This window comes from Acinetobacter sp. YH12076, from assembly GCF_013419525.1.
GTDB classification, from domain to species: domain Bacteria; phylum Pseudomonadota; class Gammaproteobacteria; order Pseudomonadales; family Moraxellaceae; genus Acinetobacter; species Acinetobacter amyesii.
The window spans coordinates 23,221-43,311 of record NZ_VOZY01000010.1; the positions used below are offsets into that span (position 1 = coordinate 23,221).

The window sequence follows — 20,091 nt, forward strand, 5'->3', positions numbered from 1 at the left end:
AGCCCTCCGAGGAGAGCTTAAATATATGAATTATGCCGGCTTAGCGCAGTTTTGATAACCAGTCTCCCAGACTTTGAACAATTTGTACCAAAATCAACAATACAATGACGGTCATGATGACCACGCTACTATCAAAACGTTGATAACCATAAGAAATGGCAAGATCACCGATACCGCCTGCACCTACTGCACCCGCCATGGCTGTTGCACCAATTAAGCTAATGGTTGCAGTCGTTAAGTTTAAAATTAAAGAGCTACGAGACTCTGGTAGGACAAATTTAGTAATGATTTGCAGCGGAGATGCACCCATCGCTTGAGCAGACTCAATGATGCCGTCATTCACTTCAAGCAACGATGTTTCAATCAGACGACCAATGTAAGGACCAACATAGATAGTGAGCGGAACAATTGCAGCCCAAGTACCAATTGAAGTACCCACAATGACTTTGGTCAAAGGGATGACCGCAATCAAGAGGATAATAAATGGCAATGAACGCAGCGCATTCACAATCGGGTTCAAACCATGGTAGATGACACGGTTAGGCAAAATGCCTTGTGGACGTGAGACATATAAAATCACGGCCTGGATAAAACCCCAAATACAGCCAAAGAGCATGGCAAAGAACACCATGTGAAAAGTTTCTTGTAGGGCAGTGACGAACTGATCCATAGACAAAGAACTTTTCCAAAAGGGTGCTGTAATTTGAGTCAGCCATTGAACAATTAAATCTCTCATTGCTGAACTCCTGCTTGAGTGACTTCAACGCCATGTTGTTCTAAGAACGCCACCGCTTGTTGAATCAATGCTGCATCACCTAATAGCTGAACGAACATTTGTCCAATCACCGCACCATTAATTTCAGTCATATTGGCAAACAAAATATTCAGGCTAATATCAAACTGTTTAATTACCGCTTGAATGACGGTTTCCTGTGCCGAACTGCCCAGAAATTTTAAACAATAAATACTGTTATGGTTTTGATTTTCTAGATTATTTAAAATAGTAACAGGAAGCTGTTGCTGCAATACAGTTTGAATAAAGTTTTTGGTTGTATTGTGTTTTGGCTGACTAAAAATCTCTAAGGTTGAGCCGTGTTCGATGATTTTCCCTTGTTCCATCACCGCAACATAATCACAAACAGATTCAATCACATCCATTTCATGGGTGACCATCACAATAGTAATGCCTTGTTCTTGATTGATTTTCTTTAATAACGCCAATACCGACTTAGTGGTTTGCGGATCGAGAGCAGATGTTGCTTCATCACACAGTAAAATTTTAGGATGATTGGCAAGCGCACGGGCAATCCCGACACGTTGTTTTTGACCACCAGAGAGTTCATCTGGATAGGCATATTTCTTATGTTTTAAGTCAATAAATTCGAGCAACTCTTCTAAACGTTTTTGGCGTTCAGCTTTAGAAACACCTAAAAGTTTAAGCGGCATTTCAATATTTTCTGCAACAGTTTTGGTTTGCAGTAAATTGAAGTGCTGGAAGATCATGCCAATATTGGTTCTTTCTTGACGTAGCTCTGCCGAATTTAAAGCAGTAAAGTCTTTATCATGAATAATAATTTGCCCTTCACTAGGACGTTCTAGCAAATTAATTAAACGGATTAAGGTACTTTTGCCTGCACCACTGTAGCCAATTAGACCGAAAATACAGCCATCTGGAATGTCCAGATTAATCTGATCCAGTGCTGTAACGGTTTGGCCTTTTAGCTCAAAATGCTTGGAGATATTTTTAAATTGGATCATAGCGTCAAAAAAGGTTCAGAAATGAAAAAACAGGCAAAGTAAACTTTGCCTGTTTATTTGAAGAAATTATATTACTATTTTGCTTCAGTGAGGTAGCTAGTTGGTTTGTTTACATCAATTTTAGTACCATCAAAATGTTCATCGATGTAAGCTTTAACTGCTGGAGTGTGGTAAAGCGCGCCGACTTTTTGTAGAACTGGGTCATTTTGACGGTCAACAGCAACAGCAAGAATGTTCACGTTCATTTTTGTACTTTGGTCGATTGGCTCATAGTAAACCGCATCTTTCAGTACGTTTAAACCACCTTCCATCGCAAGGGTATTACCCAAAACAATCGCATCAACTTCGTCTTTAACACGAACAGCAGTCGCCATTTGAATTGGTTTGATTACGATTTTTTTCGCATTTTCAGTGACGTCAGCAGGTGTACCTTTTACATCGTCAAAATCAGCTTTAAGTTTGATTAAGCCTGCAGATTGAAGTAGCAACAATGCACGTGATTCGTTTGCGCCATCATTTGGAATCGCAATTGTTGCACCAGTTTTGAACTCTTCAAGTTTTTTGACTTTGCTTGAATAGATACCCATTGGTTCTAAATAAGTTGTCGAAAGCGGTGCGATTTTATCTTTATTGTTGTCATTAAACGCAACCATATAGGCATATGACTGGAATGCATTAACATCAATTTCTTTGTTCGCTACAGCAGTGTTCATAGACACATAGTCAGTAAAGTTTTTCACTTCTAGTTTAATGCCAGCTTCTTTGGTTTCAGGAAGCGTAGCAATATAGCGCCAAATATCAGCATCTGAACCAGTCGAAGCCATGGTAACAGTTTGCACTTCTGCAGTGTCTTTTTGTTGTGCGGCGTCAGTTGCAGGAGCTTCTTGTTTACCACAGCCTGAAAGGCCCACAGATAAACCGAGAACTAATCCTAGGAGCTTTTTCATATATTCACCCGAGTAAATTTATAAAATTAATAAATTCACAAATCATATTATGGAGAGATTTACTTAAGTCTTTTATCAGACAGGCTGATAGATGCTTAATAATTTAAAATGCTACACAGACTTATACAATTAAATCTGAGTCTATTTCCAAATGGGAAAAGATAGCCATTGCAAGCTGCTGTAAACAAAAGATTTAATAAAGCAAATCTCTATATTTCGCTAGGCATCATATCAATTTTTTATTATTCAATATAGTGATTTAAAAAGTTATGCTTAGCACCAAAAATGTATATGGAATATGTTTAATTAAATAATTTAATAAGTAAAAACAATATATTATTTATAATTAAACTATTTAAGTACGTCATTTGTATAAGTTTAGGTCTATATAACAAATTTTAAAATGTATTGCTGAAAAAATGATAAAAATGAAATAAGTCCTGTCATACACAAAATTTGTAACATTCATATGTGAAAATAACGAAGTGCTTCAATCTAAGCTGAGTTGAAATCTTTATTGATATATTTGAAGTTCAACTTTGATTCATGGTTTTTCAAAATTTTAGATCTAAATCTGATGAAGATTGAATCCACTATATTATTTAATATAAACTGCTTAATAATTGATCATAATAAATTGCTATGTGAGGCACGCTATGTTAAATCAGTTTGATTTCGTCTCAATTGTAAAAAAAGCCTACGGTTCATTATGGCGGTAGATCGGTGAGCCATGTTTTAAAAATGGAAGATGGTAGTCAAAAAACCTTCGGTGTATTTTTGCCATCAGAGCAACCCATGACGTTTAAGGCGCATGTGAAAGAACGTGTTGAAATCACATCGGGGCAGTGTGTTGTGCAAATTGGAGAGCAGGGCGAGTTTGTTCAATATACGTCTGGCGAAAGCTTTATTGTTCCACAAGATTCTATTTTTAAAGTGCAATGTACCGATGTTGTCGACTATGTATGCCATTTTGATTAAGCATGCTTAGACAAGTTTGCAGTTGCTTTAGCTTTACACCTTATGATTTTTAGTTCCTAGGTCATAGCAAATGATTTTTTAGAGCTGAACCCCGCACTTAGCGGGGGGTATATGATTCAATGAATGATTTAGCTTTCTTATGCGAAATGCTGCAGTAACTAAAAATAAGCTTTTTAACATCATCTATAGCCACTGTTTGGCAGAGTTAATGTACTTTAGTTTTGCCGTGAATAATTATTGAATTAGCAAAATGGAATGTGCAAATAATCACTGCGCTGAATTTCATAGAGTACATGACGGTTTAATGGATGATCCGCTGGTACATGCGGATGATTAAATTCACGGACTTTTTGCATACCAATGCGTTGCATGACATGTTCTGATGGTGTGTTCAAACTTGCTGTAAAGGAAATAACTTTATCTAATCTTAAGTTTCGAAAAGCATGTTTAAGTACAGCTTTTGCACCTTCGGTGGCATAACCTTGATGCCAATATTGCGGCAGTAAGCGCCAACCAATTTCAGGGGCATCGGCTATTTCAAATTCGGACGGGTGTATGTGTAAACCGATAAAGCCAATAAATTCACCTGTGGCTTTTAGCTCTACAGCGTATAAGCCCCAACCACGTGTTTCGATAGCATCTTTTAAGCGTTGCAGAAATGCAGTGGCTTCCTCAGCATTGAGCTTTTTGAGGAAATAACGCATGACCTCATCATCTGCACACATGTGGATGAATGGAGCAGTGTCGGAGTCTTGCCATTGGCGGAGGATAAGGCGAGGGGTTTTAATAGTCTGTGTCATAAAATAATGTTTCAGTATTAATTGCTTATATCATTTTGCTGGATAATATTTGACGCTGAAATAACCCACCTGTTGAGGAAGGTACAAAGTTCTAAATATATGCGCTGAATTGACTCGTCATTGGTTTTACATCGGATTAAATCATCATAAATAATGATATGGGAGTATAAAGAGCCTTCTTGTATGTAATTACCTACTTCATGGAGATATTCTGAAAGAAAAATTAAATTGTGTAGATGGTATTCGTATTGATGATCAAAAGTTATAGGCAACTTCTTTTGGATATATTCTTCTAAAATGGAAAAAGCGATATTTTCTGTATTGATATTTAATAATTGGGGATTAAGTTCAATAAAATATTTCTCAATTTTATCTGTTGATTCCATAAAGCAGAAATTAAGTGCAAACTCATTATGGATGTCTTTTGAGATCGTAGCTTCAGTCCAATCTTGAATGTCTTTTGCTGTACAAAGTTCCACAATCAATTTGAGTTTTAGACGAAATTTTTCCTCATCATTCATATTTTTTTATTTAAATAATAACAATTGATTTTATTTTGGCATAAAAAAACCCACCTAAGTGGGTTTTTGGAACTTAATTTAAATTAAGCATTTTCACGCGCAATTGCACGGTAACCAATATCTTTACGGTATTGAACACCATCAAAAGTCACTTTTTGGCAAAGCTTGAGCGCTTTTGCTTGCGCTTCACCAATTGTGTTGCCTAGCGCAGTCACACAAAGAACACGACCACCAGCAGTCACAATATCACCATTTTCAAGTGCTTTAGTACCAGCATGGAACACTTTCGCATCAGCCATTTCAGTGTCTAAACCAGAAATCACATCACCATTGCTAGAAGTTTCAGGGTAGCCCTTAGATGCAAGTACGATACCTACAGTCTTACGCTCATCCCATTCAGCTTCTGCAGGTAAGTTACCCGCAATACCTGCTTCAACTAGGTCAACTAAAGATGATTTTAAACGCATCATAATTGGCTGAGTTTCAGGGTCACCAAAACGACAGTTGAACTCGATCACTTTAGGCTGACCTTGTTCATCAATCATCAAACCTGCGTATAAGAAACCTGTATAAACATGACCGTCTTTTTTCATACCTTCAACGGTAGGACGCATCACTTCATTCATGGTTTTTTCAAATACGTCAGCAGTCACAACAGGCGCAGGAGAGTAAGCACCCATACCGCCCGTATTTGGACCTTCGTCGCCTTCAAAGATACGCTTGTGATCTTGAGACGTTGCCATTGGCAAAATGTTGTCGCCATCAATCATACAAATGAAAGAAGCTTCTTCACCTGCAAGAAATTCTTCGATCACCACACGTGAGCCGGCATCGCCAAATTTGTTGCCAGCCAGCATGTCATCAATCGCATCAAATGCTTCTTGATTGGTCATGGCAACGATTACGCCTTTACCTGCAGCAAGACCATCAGCCTTGATTACAATTGGTGCACCATTTTTTTCAACAAATGCTTTCGCTGCGTCTACTTCTGTGAATACGTCATAGAAAGCAGTTGGAATGTTGTGGCGTTTTAAGAAGTGCTTGGCAAATGCTTTAGAGCCTTCAAGCTGCGCTGCAAATTGAGTTGGACCCCAAATTTTTACACCTGCTTCACGGCAAGCATCTACCACACCATTTACAAGTGGTGCTTCAGGGCCAACCACGATTAAATCAACGGCATTGTTTTTTGCAAAGTCGATAATTGCAGCATTGTCTAAAATATTTAGTGCAACATTTTCGCATTTATTTTCAGTTGCAGAACCCGCATTACCCGGTGCTACAAATACTTTTGCGACTTTGTCATCTTGTGCGATTTTCCATGCTAATGCATGTTCACGACCGCCATTACCCAAAACTAAAATATTCATCGGTTCATACTCCATGAATCGAAAATGACATAAAGTCCTCAGCCTAAAAATAGGAGAGGACTTTATGCAAGATTAGAAATCTGTTTTAAACCACATGTATGACTTTGTCATTACATTCTAAGCGCTGTGCTTAGTGACGGAAGTGACGCATGCCAGTGAAGACCATTGCAATACCAGCTTCATCAGCAGCAGCAATTGTTTCTTCATCACGCATAGAACCACCCGGTTGGATAATGCATTTGATACCTGCTTTCGCAGCGTTATCAATACCATCACGGAATGGGAAGAATGCATCAGATGCCATTACCGCACCTTCAACAACTAAACCAGCATGTTCAGCTTTGATTGCAGCAATACGAGCAGAGTTCACACGGCTCATTTGACCTGCGCCCACACCAATCGTTTGACGGTTTTTAGCATAAACAATTGCGTTTGATTTAACGTATTTCGCAACTTTCCAAGCAAAGATCATGTCATCGATTTCTTGTTCAGTTGGTGCACGTTTAGTCACAACTTTAAGGTCATCTTTAGTGATCATGCCTAAGTCTTGGTCTTGAACCAATAGACCGCCATTTACACGTTTGTAGTCAAGCTGTGCTTTACGCTCAGTGATCGCAGGAAGCTCGCCGCATACAAGTACACGTACGTTTTTCTTCGCGCCAGTCACTTCAAGCACGCCTTCAGCAACGCTAGGAGCAATGATCACTTCAACGAATTGACGGTCAACAATGGCTTGAGCAGTTGCAACGTCTAATTCACGGTTGAATGCAATGATGCCACCGAATGCAGATTCAGGGTCAGTTGCATAAGCAAGGTCATAAGCCGCTTGGATGCCGTCTAAAGATACTGCTACACCACATGGGTTTGCGTGTTTTACGATGACACATGCAGGCTTAGCAAATGATTTTACACATTCAAGTGCTGCGTCAGTGTCTGCGATGTTGTTATAAGATAATTCTTTACCTTGAAGTTGTTTCGCAGTTGAAACTGAAGCTTCAGTCGCTGTGTCTTCTACATAGAAAGCAGCAGATTGATGCGGGTTTTCACCGTAACGTAAGTCTTGAACTTTGTTCAATTGAGTATTGAAAGTACGCGCAAATTTATCTGCTTGACCTTCTTCCTTACCTACGCGAGCGCCTAAGTAAGATGCAATCATGCCGTCATACTGTGCAGTATGTTCAAATGCTTTAACCGCAAGGTCAAAACGAGTTGCATGTGATAATGCGCCTTCAGCTTTTAACTCTTCAACAACAGTTCCATAGTCAGATGCATTTACTACGATACCTACAGATGCATGGTTTTTCGCAGCAGCACGAACCATAGTCGGACCACCGATGTCGATATTTTCAATCGCATCAGCAAGTGAGCAGTTCGGTTTTGCAACAGTTGCAGCAAACGGATAAAGGTTAACAACTACCAGATCGATTGCATCGATGTTGTGTTCAGCCATCACAGCTTCGTCTAGACCGCGACGAGCTAAGATACCACCATGAATTTTCGGATGTAGCGTTTTTACACGGCCGTCCATCATCTCTGGGAAACCTGTGTGCTCTGAAACTTCAACTACGGCAACATTATTGTCTTTCAACAATTTGTATGTTCCGCCAGTAGATAAAATTTCTACCCCTAGAGCAGCAAGTTCTTGTGCAAATTCAACAATTCCAGTCTTGTCAGACACAGAGATTAAAGCGCGTTTAATAGTCATGATCTTCGTCACAGTTTTCAAGGAACAGATTAAAACAAAATTAGCAAAATGCAGGTTAAAAAAAATGCCTGCGGAAGCCGCAAGCATTTTATCATTTATTCACTCATTAAACCGTGAGCTTTCAACTTTTTACGTAAAGTACCACGGTTTAAGCCGAGAATCTCAGCAGCGCGGGTTTGATTACCACGTGTATATTCAAGAACTACAGATAGAAGAGGCTTCTCCATTTCCGCCAGCACCATATCGTATACCTGAGATGGTTGCTCGCCTTGCAATTGTGCAAAGTAATGGCGAACTGCGCGATCTACGTGAATACGAAGAGCGACATCAGATTGTGCAGTAAAAATAGGAGATTTGCTATTCATGCGAATTAATCCGAAAAATCAAATATCACTTGGGTAAAGTGATTTGTTAAAAGTGGTCTATAAACTTGAATGAACTCCGTTTTAGTTCCTAATGCGGAGTTCTAAAACTTGTACATTACTTGTAGCTTGACACAACTCGCAAAATTGTTCGAAAAATAAGCGTAACAATAGATTAATAATTGTTACAGCCTAAAAAACAAACAAAAAATCTACTCAATACGCAATAAATATTAAAGCGCACGGTTGGGATTGTATTTGTTGTGAAAAATTAGCGAGGAGTTTGCAGCACAAAGCTTTCGTGGCGCGTATCATACCATTGTCTAGGAAAAAGTGAGCAAGAAAACTGCATTTTTTTTATGTTTTTTTTACTTTTTTAATAGTTTTTTCCAATATTAGGGGCGAATCAACTCAATTGAATAATTATCGAAGCTTTTGCGTGCAATTGGTAGGCTAAATTGGAATTTAAAAGGACTACTTTTTGGGATCCGTTGGATGCCATGCAGACTTTTGTCCAAATACTCTTCAGGTAAAAGCGTATAGTTTGCTATTTCAGCACCATTTTCTTTTAGTGAAATTTTCATATTGGGTAAGGCAAGGCTACGGTCATGAAAATTGATCATTTCACCAGTAAAACGTGTTTCATTATTTCCAATGCTACGAATTTTGACTTTTTTGGTACTAATTAAACTGTAATGTTCCTCTAGACGTGAACAATTGAATACATCACAGACCGCAGTAAATGCAGCACCCATTACTGGGCTGTTTTTTAAATATTGAGGATTGAACCAGAAAAACTGGAATATCAGTGCACCAAATAAGAAGGCATTAATACAGAACCACATAAAATAGTTCAGTGGGGTACGTTTTTTATCCTTTTCAGCCTGTTCTGCCCAATTTACTGCAGGAAGGTTGCCGATAGGCTCGGTACTGAAATAATTTAAGTTATTTAAATAAGTTTTTAGATCGATATTAGAGTTTTCGACTTTTTGATCAAATAGTTTTAATAAATGGTGGGTTGGTGTTTCTTCAACAGTCACTGGCGTAAGCGTATTATTAAATTCGCTGACATTAATAATAGTATTGGTATTTTTTTGCGGTGCATTTTCTGGCTCAGGGGTAGAAAAAGACAACGCTTTATCTACCACCAAATGAGACAGTGCATTAAAAGATGTAGAGCACTTTGGGCAACAAACCATGCCCTGAGCGACAGTAAGCTGCGGAACAGTTACTTTATATGTTGTAAAACAAGTTGGGCAGTTAGTTAATTTGTCGCTCATAAGTACACATTTTAAATTTTAATACTGTTGGCGTTTACCCGAAATTCGGCACCATGTTTCGTCACGTTTTTCTACGTCTAATATATCAAAAAATTCAGAATAAACACTAGAAACATCAGAAACTTGCTCTTCAATTACACCTGCAAGTGCGAACTCTCCCTCAGATTTAATTAAAGTTGAGAATTCTGCAGCCAAGGCCATTAGAGGGCCTGCAAGAATATTGGCAACAAACACATCGGCTTTTTGTCCAGCGAGCTCTTGGTTGAACTCTTCAGGTAGGCCTACATACAGATTTTCGAGTACACCATTCAATTCGGCATTTTGTTGTGTTGCTAAAACCGCTTGTGGGTCAATATCAGTGGCATAAACTTTTTTTGCACCCAAAAGTAAAGCGGCAACACCTAAAATACCAGAACCACAACCGTAGTCGATTACGATTTTATCTTTAAGGTCAACTTTACCTAACCATTGTAGGCATAAGAATGTTGATGCATGGTTACCAGTACCAAATGCCAGACCTGGGTCTAGTTTGATGTTTACGGCGTCTGCTTCTGGCGCTTCCATCCATTCTGGTACGATCCAGTATTTTTCACCAATTTGAATAGGCTCATAAGCATCCATCCATGTGCGTTCCCATTCTTGGTCTTCAATGAATTCGCTACGCATTGGTGCTTCAGGAAGTTGAGCTTTAATAAATGTTTCTAATGCAGCAACATCAATTTCTTCATCATCTTCTTGTGCATAGATACCAGTAACGATCACTTTATTCCAAAGTGGTGTTTCACCTGGAAGTGGTTCAAGTAAATCCTGATTTTCTGCATCATCTAGCGTGACACTGACTGCACCTAAAGAACTGAGCAGCGTTTCAGTGTAATCAACTTGAGCTTTTTCAACAGTAATATGAATTTGTAACCACTTCACGGACATAACCTAAATGAGTTTTATAAAAAGCTATTGTAACGGAACTCGGCAACTTGCAGCTAGCCATTATCAAAATTGACAAAAAATAAAAGGATGCAAGTGGCATCCTTTTAAGTTTTTAGCGCCTTAACTTTTAATTGTTTCTGTTGTAGTTGTCGAGAGCGGTGCAAAACGTGTAATCAGGAAGCCAAATACAGCGGCAAAGATGTACATAAAGATTGAATAAACCGCCGCAGGCATTGCGACGGCTGAGCTTGCCATCACTGTTAAGGCGATGGTCATGGCTAGCGTGCTGTTATGAATACCGATTTCAAATGCACATGCACGTGCCTGAGCACTATTGATGCCAAATAGTCTCGGAACAAAATAACCGATACATAAGCTAAAGATGCAGAATAGAACCGTTGCTAAGCCAACTTGGGTTAGATAAGCCGCAATATTATGTCGTTCAGAGTAAATAGCACCGATAATAATTAAGATGAGAAAGACCACAGCAAAGATACGGAGTGGTTTATGCAGTTTCTCAGTTAGTTTAGGTGCATAGTGACGAAGTAACATACCTATACAGACGGGGATGATAATGATGCCGAAAACTTGGAGGATTTTTCCAAATTGCAGACTGATTTGTTGGCCTTCTTGCATGAAGTGCATGATCGAAAAATTCACGATCAATGGAAGGGTTAATGCTGCAATGACAGAGTTGATGGCGGTCAGGGTAATATTTAAAGCCAAGTCACCTTTAAATAGATAGCTAAATAAGTTCGCTGTACTACCACCAGGTGAGGCTGCGAGTAGCATCAAGCCGACAGCAAGCAGTGGTGGTAATGCTAACAGTTTACATAGTAGAAAGGCGATACCGACAAGCAACACGAGTTGGCAAAATAATGCGATCAACACGGCTTTAGGATGTTTGGTGACACGTGCGAAATCTTTGGGGGTAAGTTCTAGCCCAAGCCCGATCATAATAAAGGCCAGTGCTAATGGCAAAAGAACCGTAATAATTCCAGAATCCATCGTATTTATTCTCCTTGAGCATATTTAATGGTTTTTCACCAAAGTCCTTATGGTGATTACGTTTGAAAAATAGTTTAGGTTTTCACTTGTTGAATTAGGTGGCTGCCACGGCGTGTCAAAATAAAACCAAATAAGGTTGCCAATAAATACATAAAAATAGAATAAACACCGGCAGGTATTGCGACTGTGGTGTTTTCAAGCACACTCAGTGCGATGGTTAGCGCGATACTGGTGTTATGAATACCAATCTCAAAGGTACACGCACGAGCCTGCTTTTCAGGCACATCCGAGAGGAATGGAATTAAGTAACCCAAAAATAGTCCACTGAAACAGAGTAAACAGGTTGCAATGCCGACGCTGGCAAAATACGTAATAATGTTGGATTGTTCACGCAAAACTGCGAGTGTAAAGATAAGAATTAATAAGAAAATAGATAACATTCGCATCGGTTTGTTGATGTGATATGCAATGGTCGGAAAGGAGTTGCGAATAAACATACCGAAACATACCGGTATCAAAATAATCAGAAATACATGTGTGATCTTATCAATAGGCATGCCAATACTGGTACTTTCACCAACAAAATGCAAAATGGATAGGTTGACAATAAACGGCAGTGTAAAGCACGAAACAACTGAGTTAATGGCCGTTAAGCTAATGTTTAATGCAACGTCACCTTTATATAGGTAGCTGAATAGGTTTGCTGTGGGGCCGCCGGGTGAAGCCGCAAGCAACATGAGCCCGACCGCGAGTAAAGGGGGTAACTCAAGCAACTTACACAGGAAAAACGCAATGCTGGTCAGTAGAATAAGCTGAGTAAATAAAGCGATGAAAATAACTTTTGGATAGCGTCCAACGCGTAAAAAGTCTTTGACTGAAAGTTCAAGTCCCAAACCCATCATCATAATGGCTAAAGCAATGGGTAGAAAAAATGCAAATAATCCCGAATCCATGGAATTTCCTGATATTTTTATCCTTATAGTGTTTTTGAGTTTATCTCAGTTTAATAAATAAGCAATAAATAAAAGCGAGTAAAAACTGATGTTTTACCCGCTTTATTTTTGATCTGTTAATTGGTCGATATTTTCATCGACAACTGATTATTTAGGACGAGGAGGAGTAAACCCTAAAGCACATTTTCCTTTAATTTCTTGTCCATTAATCGTTGCAGTAGTGGCTTTTGCATCTGCACTACATGTGCTTAATAATTCGGCTTCTTCGCCATGAAGATTTGCATTTTTGGACGAGCTAAAAAATTGTGGTTCGCAAGTACCATTCCAGATAATACCGCGATAGGCAAATGATACTTGAGCGCCTTGGCTTTTACCTTTACAGACTTGTTGATATCGCTGTGCATCATACACTTTCTCAACTTTATCATTGGCTGAGGCAGCAAGTGGTGATAAACATAAACCGCATAAAACCGTGGATAGCAAAATATTCTTATTCATGCTTATAGTCCTTATGATTCTCATGGGATCTATAACAGAATAAAAAATCATCAGAATAAAACAACAATCTTCGAGTAACATTTGCTTGAGAAATGTATATTTTTATGTGGAATATGCAAAGTATGTATGTTCATAAAGAAATATATAGGCACAAAACAGTAGCCAATAACAATAAAATCGAGTTAATCAGTCAACTTATCGATGAATTTTTGCTATAATCTTCCGTCATCCTTTTTTAATCTCCTTTACCACTATGCATTATCCTAAAGTTTACGATGTCATTGTTATCGGCGGCGGTCACGCGGGTACTGAGGCAGCTCTTGCTGCGGCACGTATGGGTCGACAGACTTTACTCTTAACTCATAATATTGAGACTTTAGGGCAGATGAGCTGTAACCCAGCCATTGGTGGTATTGGTAAATCACATTTAGTACGTGAAATTGATGCGCTTGGCGGTGCAATGGCATTGGCTGCCGACAAAGGTGGTATTCAATTCCGTATTTTAAACTCACGTAAAGGTGCGGCTGTTCGTGCGACTCGTGCGCAGGCTGACCGTATTCGTTATAAAGCTGCGATTCGTGAAACCTTAGAAAATCAAGCGAACTTGGATATTTTCCAACAAGCAGCTGACGACTTAATCGTTGAGGGCGACACTGTAAAAGGTGTGGTTACTCAGATGGGTATTCGTTTTGATGCGAAAACTGTTGTATTGACTACAGGTACATTCTTGGGTGGTGTGATCCACGTAGGTCTAAATAATGCTTCAGGCGGTCGTGCGGGCGATCCTCCTTCAATTTCATTGGCTGCGCGCCTACGTGAATTGAACTTACCTGTAGGTCGTTTAAAAACTGGTACACCACCACGTATCGATGCACGATCAGTTGATTTCTCTGTGATGACTCCACAGCCGGGTGATTTCCCATCTCCGACTATGTCGTTCATGGGTCATGCTTCTATGCATCCTGAGCAAATCAATTGCTACATTACCCATACCAATGAAAAAACTCACGATATCATTCGTGGTGGCTTAGACCGTTCACCAATGTATACCGGTGTAATTGAAGGTGTGGGTCCACGTTACTGCCCATCAATCGAAGATAAAATTCATAAATTTGCCGATAAAGATTCGCATCAAGTGTTCTTGGAACCTGAAGGTTTGGACACACATGAGCTTTATCCAAATGGTATTTCAACTTCTTTACCATTCGACGTTCAGTTTGAATTGGTACGCTCGATTCGTGGTATGGAAAATGCGCACATTTTGCGTCCGGGTTATGCAATTGAGTACGATTATTTCAACCCACAATCATTGAAATTCTCTTTAGAAACCAAATCGATTAATAACCTGTATTTTGCAGGTCAAATTAACGGTACAACAGGTTATGAAGAAGCGGGAGCGCAAGGTTTGCTTGCAGGCTTAAACGCAGCACGCCGTGCATGGGATCAAGAGCAATGGACACCAAAACGTGATGAAGCGTACATGGGCGTGTTGGTTGATGACTTGATTACTCTCGGTACTAAAGAACCATACCGTATGTTCACGTCACGTGCGGAATACCGTTTGATGCTTCGTGAAGACAATGCGGATCAGCGTTTAACTGCCATTGGTCGTGAAATGGGTCTGGTAGATGATGCGCGTTGGGATTCGTTCTGCCAAAAAATGGAAGCTGTAGAAACGGAGAAAGGTCGTTTACAACACCTTTGGGCAGCGCCAAACAATCCACTAGGCAAAAAATTCGTTGAAATGACTGGCGATGACCTGTCAAAAGAAACCAATGCAATTGATTTGCTCAAACGTCCAAATATCAACTTTGCGCAAATTGCTGAATTGACGGGTTCTGAAGTTTCAGCATTTGTGGGTGAGCAAATTGAAATTGCTGTGAAATATGCAGGTTATATTAACCGTCAGCAAGAAGACGTTGCGCAAATGAAGCGTTTGGAAGATACACGTATTCCTGCTGATTTTGATTACGATGTAGTTTCTGGTCTTTCACGTGAAATCACCATGAAGCTGAAAAATGTATTGCCTGAAACATTGGCACAAGCAAGTCGTATTCCAGGTGTAACACCTGCGGCTGTTCAATTGGTGATGATTACGATTCGTAAGAATAACCAAGCGAAAAAATCTGCATAAGATTTTGAATTAAATAAAAAACCCGCTCAGTTGCGGGTTTTTTATTGTCAATAAATTATTGGTTGTTGGTATTTGATCGGATTAAATGAATATTTTGATCATCATTAGTTTTAGCTATGGTTTGATTATTAAAATCTTTCATAAACCTAAGTGATTGATAATTAATTATAAATACAGAAAATAAGATCTAAAAACTATTGATATACAAAGTTTTAGGTCTTAATGGTGGGCTTTTGGTCGTGTGAATTCCGACCTTTGTAGTGGTATTTATTCTACCCAATAAAGCCGAAACTTCAGGGCATGGCGTACAAGTGGGTTTACGCTACATGAATGGAGTTCGATTATGGCAAATCAACAATCGGGAAAAATGCAAAAATTTCTAACAGTATTTTTGTGTTTCTGGGTGGCATTTTTTGAAGGTTTTGACCTACAAGCTCCCGGTATCGCAGCAAAAGGAATCGCAGCGACATTTTCCTTAGATCAGGTGCAAATGGGCTATGTGTTTAGCTTGGGTGTATTTGGTATGTTATTTGGCGCGTTCTTTGGGGGGCGTGTCGCTGACTATTTGGGGCAGAAGAAAGTCCTAATGTTGTCGATTTTTATCTTCGGTGTATTTATGTCTATAACGGCAGTTGCACCAAGTATTGAAATTTTATATATCGCACGATTCTTTACAGGTTTAGGTTTGGGCGCTGCGATGCCAACGATGATCTCGGTGGTGGGTGATGAAGCGACGGATGCTAACCGTGGACGCTTAAATAGTTTGATGTACTGCGGCTTACCTGTAGGTGCAATCTTTGTTGCTGGCTTGGGTATTATTTTTAAAGATATCTCTTGGCATACACTATTTTTAATTGGTGGTTTAACGCCTTTAATTCTAATTCCATTCATGGCGATTATCTTAAAAGATAAGCGTACTGAAAAAGTTCAGGCAGAAAGCAAAGAAGCGGTTCCTCCGATGGGGCAAATCCTTTTTGCTGAACAGCGTTATAAATATACCTTGCCGCTTTGGTTGAGTTTTTTCTTTACCTTAATGGTGAACTATATTCTGATCAGTTGGTTGCCTAACTTGCTTATGGAACAAGGGTTGGAAAAGCAACAAGCTTTTATGATCATGTTGATGTTCCAAGTGGGCGCGGTGATTGGTACGCTGGGTTTAGGCTACTTGCTAGATCGCCTAAAATTATGGCAAATGGCAGTGATTATCTATTCAGGTTTGTTTGTGGCATTGTTTGTACTGTTCACAACAAATTCAATTCCTGTACTTATCGCAGCAGGCATCATGGGCGGGATTTTCTCTACAGGTGGTCAATCGATTTTGTATGGGATCTCTCCAATTTTCTATACACCAGCTGGGAAAGTAACAGGTGTGGGGAGTGCGATTTCATGGGGGCGTTTGGGTGCAATGACAGGTCCATTACTCACAGGTAAGATTTTGGCGCTAGGTCTAGGAACGACAGGTATTTTAATTGCAAGTGCGCCGGGTATTGCTTTGTCAGCTATCGCAGTGGCTGCATTGTCAGCCTATAAGTCATCCCTTAAAAAATAGTCAAAACCAGTCATATTTAAAGGAGCTACGGCTCCTTTTTTATTGAATAAATATCTTTAGCTGAAACTAAGTTTTGTTAGAATAAATCTAATATTTATGAATAAATTTACTTTTATGTCTTATCAATTGATCGAACTTGATATTTCTCCCTCAGATAACATTCAGTGTCCACATTGCCAGCAGCAAGTGATTGATTGGTCAGAAGAGCAGTATGTGCAGCCATGTGAGCATGTGCTGTTTATTGCAATGGATATTGGTTTTGAGTTTATTACCGATGAATTTGAGCAAACCATGCAGCATACAGTCGATGACTTGCATGCCAATGATGATCAATATCATATGTTTACTGAAATTACCGCCTCAAGTTTCCCTGAGTTTCTGATTTATAAGTCTGATTTAGGGGTGGAAGGTTATTCACGTTATGTCGGCTTTACGGCATAAAATATTGCTAAAAAATCTCAAAATAAAAAAGCCAGTCAAGTGACTGGCTTTTTTAATGAAAATCAGAAAATTAACTTTCTAATTCTTCTTCGACATCATCTTCGGCACTGTCCATACCAAGTTCTTTGAGTTTACGGGTTAAAGTGTTGCGACCCCAACCTAAAAGTTCTGCTGCATGGCGCTTACGCCCACGTGTTTGCTGTAGTGCAGCATTGATGAGGGTGCGTTCAAACATTGGTGTGGCAATGTCGAGAATTTTCATCTCACCATTTTTAAGTTTTTGTACGGCCCATTGACCAAGTAACTCATCCCAGTGATGCACACCAATACGATCAATCCCTTGAGTAGCAGGATTGCCATCTGTGCCTTGAATTGGAATCTGTTTTAATTCAGATGGTAAATCTTCTGGATAAACTTCACGGCCTGTGATCATAACCGTTAACCAACGACAGGTATTTTCAAGCTGACGCACATTACCTTGCCATGGCAGTTTTTGCATGTATTCTTGCGTTTCAGGACGCAGAATCTTCGGACTTACCCCAAGTTCTTTACCTGCACTTGCTAGGAAGTGTTGTGCAAGCATCGGAATATCTTCACTACGATGTGCAAGTTTTGGAATATGAATACGAATCACGTTTAGACGGTGGTACAAGTCTTCACGGAAGCGACCTTCATGTACTAACTTTTCTAAGTCTTGGTGTGTTGCCGCAACGATACGGACATCCACCTTGACTGGGATGTGACCACCGACTCGGTAGAATTCGCCATCCGCTAAAACACGCAGTAAACGTGTTTGGGTTTCAAATGGCATGTCGCCAATTTCATCAAGGAAAAGAGTCCCGCCATTGGCTTGTTCGAAACGCCCTTGACGCTGTGTGTTGGCACCGGTGAACGCGCCTTTTTCATGACCAAATAATTCAGTTTCGATCAAATCCTTTGGAATTGCCGCCATGTTGAGCGCAATAAAAGGCTTGTTGCCACGTGGTGAATGCTTATGCAGCGCATGCGCAACCAATTCTTTCCCTGTGCCTGATTCACCATTAATTAATACAGTAATGTGTGATTGAGAAAGACGACCAATGGCACGGAAGACTTCCTGCATAGCAGGTGATTCACCAATAATCTCTGTAGATTGAATCGGTTGAATGGTTTTAGCAGATTCTTGTTGTTGTAATTTGGCAATATGCAAAATTGCACGGTTTACAAGTGCTAAAGCTTCATCAATATCAAAAGGTTTTGGTAGATATTCAAAAGCACCCGTTTGATAGCTCGACACAGCAGATTCTAAATCTGAATGTGCGGTCATGATAATTACAGGTAAGTCAGGGTAGTTGCCTTTGACTTTACCTAAAAAGGTCAGTCCATCAATACCCGGCATACGGATGTCTGTCAAAATAACATCTGGCGCATCGACACTTAACTGATCTAAAGCGGATTGTGCTTCTTCAAAACTGGTAACATCAAAACCTTCTTCTTTGAATGTTTTTTCCAGCACCCAACGCATGGCGCGATCATCATCGATGACCCAAATCTTATTACGCGACATGATCTGACTCCCAAGGTAAATATAGGCTAAATACTGTTTTTCCAGGAACTGATTGGCATTCAATCATTCCGTTATGTTGATGCATAATATTTTGTGCAATGCTTAGACCGAGACCTGTGCCTTTCGCTCGTCCTGTCACTAATGGGTAAAATACGGATTCTAATATTTCTTGTGGGACACCTGGTCCATTGTCCTCGATATCAATGCGTACCGCAGAGCGTTTTAATACACCGTTGATGGTGACTAAACGTTGAATACGTGTGCGCAAAGTGAGTTCTGGTTGGTGCTCAACAAAGAACTCTTTGTTTTCCGTCATTGCCTGAACGGCATTAACACTGATATTCAGCATGACCTGAATCAATTGATCACGATCTGCGAAAACATCCGGTAAAGAAAGGTCGTAATCACGGGTGATCTTAATTTTCTTCTTGGTTTGGTTGACGATCAGTGAACGAACACGTTCAAGGGGTTCATGCACATTGACTGGCTCGTAACTTGGCAATTGTCTTGAACCCAGCATGGTGTCAGCAAGATTTCTTAATCGATCCACTTCACTAATAATAATGTCGGTGAATTCACTGTACTTCGGATCATTTAAGCTACGCGCTAAAAGTTGTGTCGCCCCACGGATACCACCAAGTGGATTTTTAATTTCATGGGCAACACCACGAATCAGTTGTCGTGCGACTTGATGCTGTTGAATCAGGTTTTCTTCTTTAGAGATTTTCAACATCCGGTCGATTTGATTGAGTTCAATCAATAGCAACGGGTGGTAGGGTTTGCCAGAGTTGAGTTGTGACACGGTGTAATCAACATGAATGTCTTTAAAGTTGACATTAATCGTTGCTTCTCGGCGCGTATAGTGCTGGCCAGAAGTTAATGTATTCATTAATGCATCATGCGTATTGAATTCATCATCGGGCATATGGAGTAAATTTAATACAGGCTGACCTGATGCACGAAGTAAGCTGATGTCAAAAAGCGCTTCACATGATGAATTTAAATAAAAAATATTCAGGTTGCTATCGACCAATAAAATGGCAGTGGTTAAATTATCCACTAAAAGCCGGTAATCAATCGTCATAGTCTGATCCATTAGCGAGAGGTTCCTGTCTTAAAATGGCGCAATGGCATCTTCATAAAGCAAATCGTTCAATCTAATAAGGTTCGAATTGATGCAAGTTATGCAAGATATAAGCCAACTATTTCAGAAATACGCTAAGTTTTGATGCTTATTTGAATAAATGCGCTTATTTAAGACTTTAAATAAAGTGTATAGCTGATTAAAAACAGGCTGTAAATCTAAAATGCATTAAA

At 39.6% G+C, this 20,091-nt stretch carries 18 protein-coding genes and 1 pseudogene; 4 read left to right on the forward strand and 15 right to left on the reverse strand.

Features of this window, described 5'->3' with window-relative positions; genetic code table 11:
- Positions 1-40: 40 nt before the first annotated feature.
- From FTU22_RS11070 to FTU22_RS11080, 3 genes are all read right to left on the reverse strand, one after another.
- Positions 41-736, reverse strand: coding sequence for a methionine ABC transporter permease (locus FTU22_RS11070; protein WP_078188742.1), 696 nt, complete (start codon positions 734-736; stop codon positions 41-43).
- Entirely contained in the window at positions 733-1,758 is a 1,026-nt protein-coding gene (locus FTU22_RS11075; protein WP_180054450.1) for a methionine ABC transporter ATP-binding protein, read from the reverse strand. Before FTU22_RS11075 ends, FTU22_RS11070 begins: the two co-directional genes overlap by 4 nt.
- A 74-nt stretch (positions 1,759-1,832) precedes the next feature.
- On the reverse strand, positions 1,833-2,705 hold the full coding sequence (locus FTU22_RS11080) for a MetQ/NlpA family ABC transporter substrate-binding protein (protein WP_180094461.1): 873 nt from the start codon (positions 2,703-2,705) through the stop codon (positions 1,833-1,835).
- Between the two features lie 656 nt (positions 2,706-3,361).
- Here FTU22_RS11080 and FTU22_RS11085 point away from each other — a divergent pair.
- A pseudogene (locus FTU22_RS11085) lies at positions 3,362-3,683 on the forward strand (pyrimidine/purine nucleoside phosphorylase).
- A gap of 242 nt (positions 3,684-3,925) precedes the next feature.
- Here FTU22_RS11085 and FTU22_RS11090 read toward each other — a convergent pair.
- The 10 genes from FTU22_RS11090 to FTU22_RS11135 form a co-directional block, all read right to left on the reverse strand.
- Positions 3,926-4,483: a GNAT family N-acetyltransferase gene (locus tag FTU22_RS11090; RefSeq protein WP_180094463.1), complete on the reverse strand. Its 558-nt coding sequence runs from the start codon at positions 4,481-4,483 to the stop codon at positions 3,926-3,928.
- A gap of 17 nt (positions 4,484-4,500) precedes the next feature.
- On the reverse strand, positions 4,501-5,004 hold the full coding sequence (locus tag FTU22_RS11095) for a hypothetical protein (protein ID WP_180094472.1): 504 nt from the start codon (positions 5,002-5,004) through the stop codon (positions 4,501-4,503).
- A gap of 83 nt (positions 5,005-5,087) precedes the next feature.
- The gene (purD, locus tag FTU22_RS11100) at positions 5,088-6,371 is read right to left on the reverse strand and encodes a phosphoribosylamine--glycine ligase (protein ID WP_180034776.1); all 1,284 of its coding nucleotides are present in this window, start codon (positions 6,369-6,371) and stop codon (positions 5,088-5,090) included.
- A gap of 130 nt (positions 6,372-6,501) precedes the next feature.
- Complete coding sequence (gene purH / locus FTU22_RS11105; RefSeq protein WP_168377619.1) at positions 6,502-8,076, reverse strand: bifunctional phosphoribosylaminoimidazolecarboxamide formyltransferase/IMP cyclohydrolase; 1,575 nt, start codon at positions 8,074-8,076, stop codon at positions 6,502-6,504.
- Positions 8,077-8,171: 95 nt separating this feature from the next.
- Positions 8,172-8,441 (reverse strand): DNA-binding transcriptional regulator Fis, encoded by a 270-nt coding sequence (gene fis / locus FTU22_RS11110; protein ID WP_001086304.1) that lies wholly within the window; start codon positions 8,439-8,441, stop codon positions 8,172-8,174.
- Between the two features lie 392 nt (positions 8,442-8,833).
- Positions 8,834-9,718 carry a DUF3426 domain-containing protein gene (locus FTU22_RS11115; RefSeq protein WP_180094474.1) on the reverse strand — a complete coding sequence of 295 codons (885 nt, stop codon included), beginning with the start codon at positions 9,716-9,718 and terminating at the stop codon, positions 8,834-8,836.
- Positions 9,719-9,736: 18 nt separating this feature from the next.
- Positions 9,737-10,639 (reverse strand): 50S ribosomal protein L11 methyltransferase, encoded by a 903-nt coding sequence (gene prmA, locus FTU22_RS11120; protein ID WP_078188734.1) that lies wholly within the window; start codon positions 10,637-10,639, stop codon positions 9,737-9,739.
- A 126-nt stretch (positions 10,640-10,765) separates the two neighbouring features.
- On the reverse strand, positions 10,766-11,653 hold the full coding sequence (locus tag FTU22_RS11125) for a bile acid:sodium symporter family protein (RefSeq protein ID WP_180034778.1): 888 nt from the start codon (positions 11,651-11,653) through the stop codon (positions 10,766-10,768).
- Between the two features lie 74 nt (positions 11,654-11,727).
- Positions 11,728-12,606 carry a bile acid:sodium symporter family protein gene (locus tag FTU22_RS11130; protein ID WP_180094476.1) on the reverse strand — a complete coding sequence of 293 codons (879 nt, stop codon included), beginning with the start codon at positions 12,604-12,606 and terminating at the stop codon, positions 11,728-11,730.
- Positions 12,607-12,753: 147 nt separating this feature from the next.
- On the reverse strand, positions 12,754-13,104 hold the full coding sequence (locus tag FTU22_RS11135; RefSeq protein WP_078188731.1) for a hypothetical protein: 351 nt from the start codon (positions 13,102-13,104) through the stop codon (positions 12,754-12,756).
- 253 nt (positions 13,105-13,357) lie between these two features.
- Here FTU22_RS11135 and mnmG point away from each other — a divergent pair, with 253 nt between their 5' ends.
- The 3 genes from mnmG to FTU22_RS11150 all read left to right on the forward strand — a co-directional run bounded on the left by mnmG (position 13,358) and on the right by FTU22_RS11150 (position 17,228).
- Entirely contained in the window at positions 13,358-15,238 is a 1,881-nt protein-coding gene (gene mnmG, locus FTU22_RS11140; RefSeq protein WP_180094478.1) for a tRNA uridine-5-carboxymethylaminomethyl(34) synthesis enzyme MnmG, read from the forward strand.
- A gap of 343 nt (positions 15,239-15,581) precedes the next feature.
- Positions 15,582-16,787, forward strand: coding sequence for a 3-(3-hydroxy-phenyl)propionate transporter MhpT (gene mhpT / locus FTU22_RS11145; RefSeq protein WP_180059077.1), 1,206 nt, complete (start codon positions 15,582-15,584; stop codon positions 16,785-16,787).
- 114 nt (positions 16,788-16,901) lie between these two features.
- Positions 16,902-17,228, forward strand: a complete 327-nt coding sequence (locus tag FTU22_RS11150; RefSeq protein WP_078193710.1) for a hypothetical protein — start codon at positions 16,902-16,904, stop codon at positions 17,226-17,228.
- 70 nt (positions 17,229-17,298) lie between these two features.
- Here the strand turns inward: FTU22_RS11150 and glnG are convergent, their stop codons facing one another.
- Both glnG and glnL read right to left on the reverse strand, forming a co-directional pair.
- On the reverse strand, positions 17,299-18,774 hold the full coding sequence (gene glnG / locus FTU22_RS11155) for a nitrogen regulation protein NR(I) (RefSeq protein ID WP_078193538.1): 1,476 nt from the start codon (positions 18,772-18,774) through the stop codon (positions 17,299-17,301).
- Entirely contained in the window at positions 18,764-19,870 is a 1,107-nt protein-coding gene (gene glnL, locus FTU22_RS11160) for a nitrogen regulation protein NR(II) (RefSeq protein ID WP_078193537.1), read from the reverse strand. The genes glnG and glnL overlap by 11 nt, the downstream gene beginning before the upstream one ends.
- Positions 19,871-20,091 lie beyond the last annotated feature (221 nt).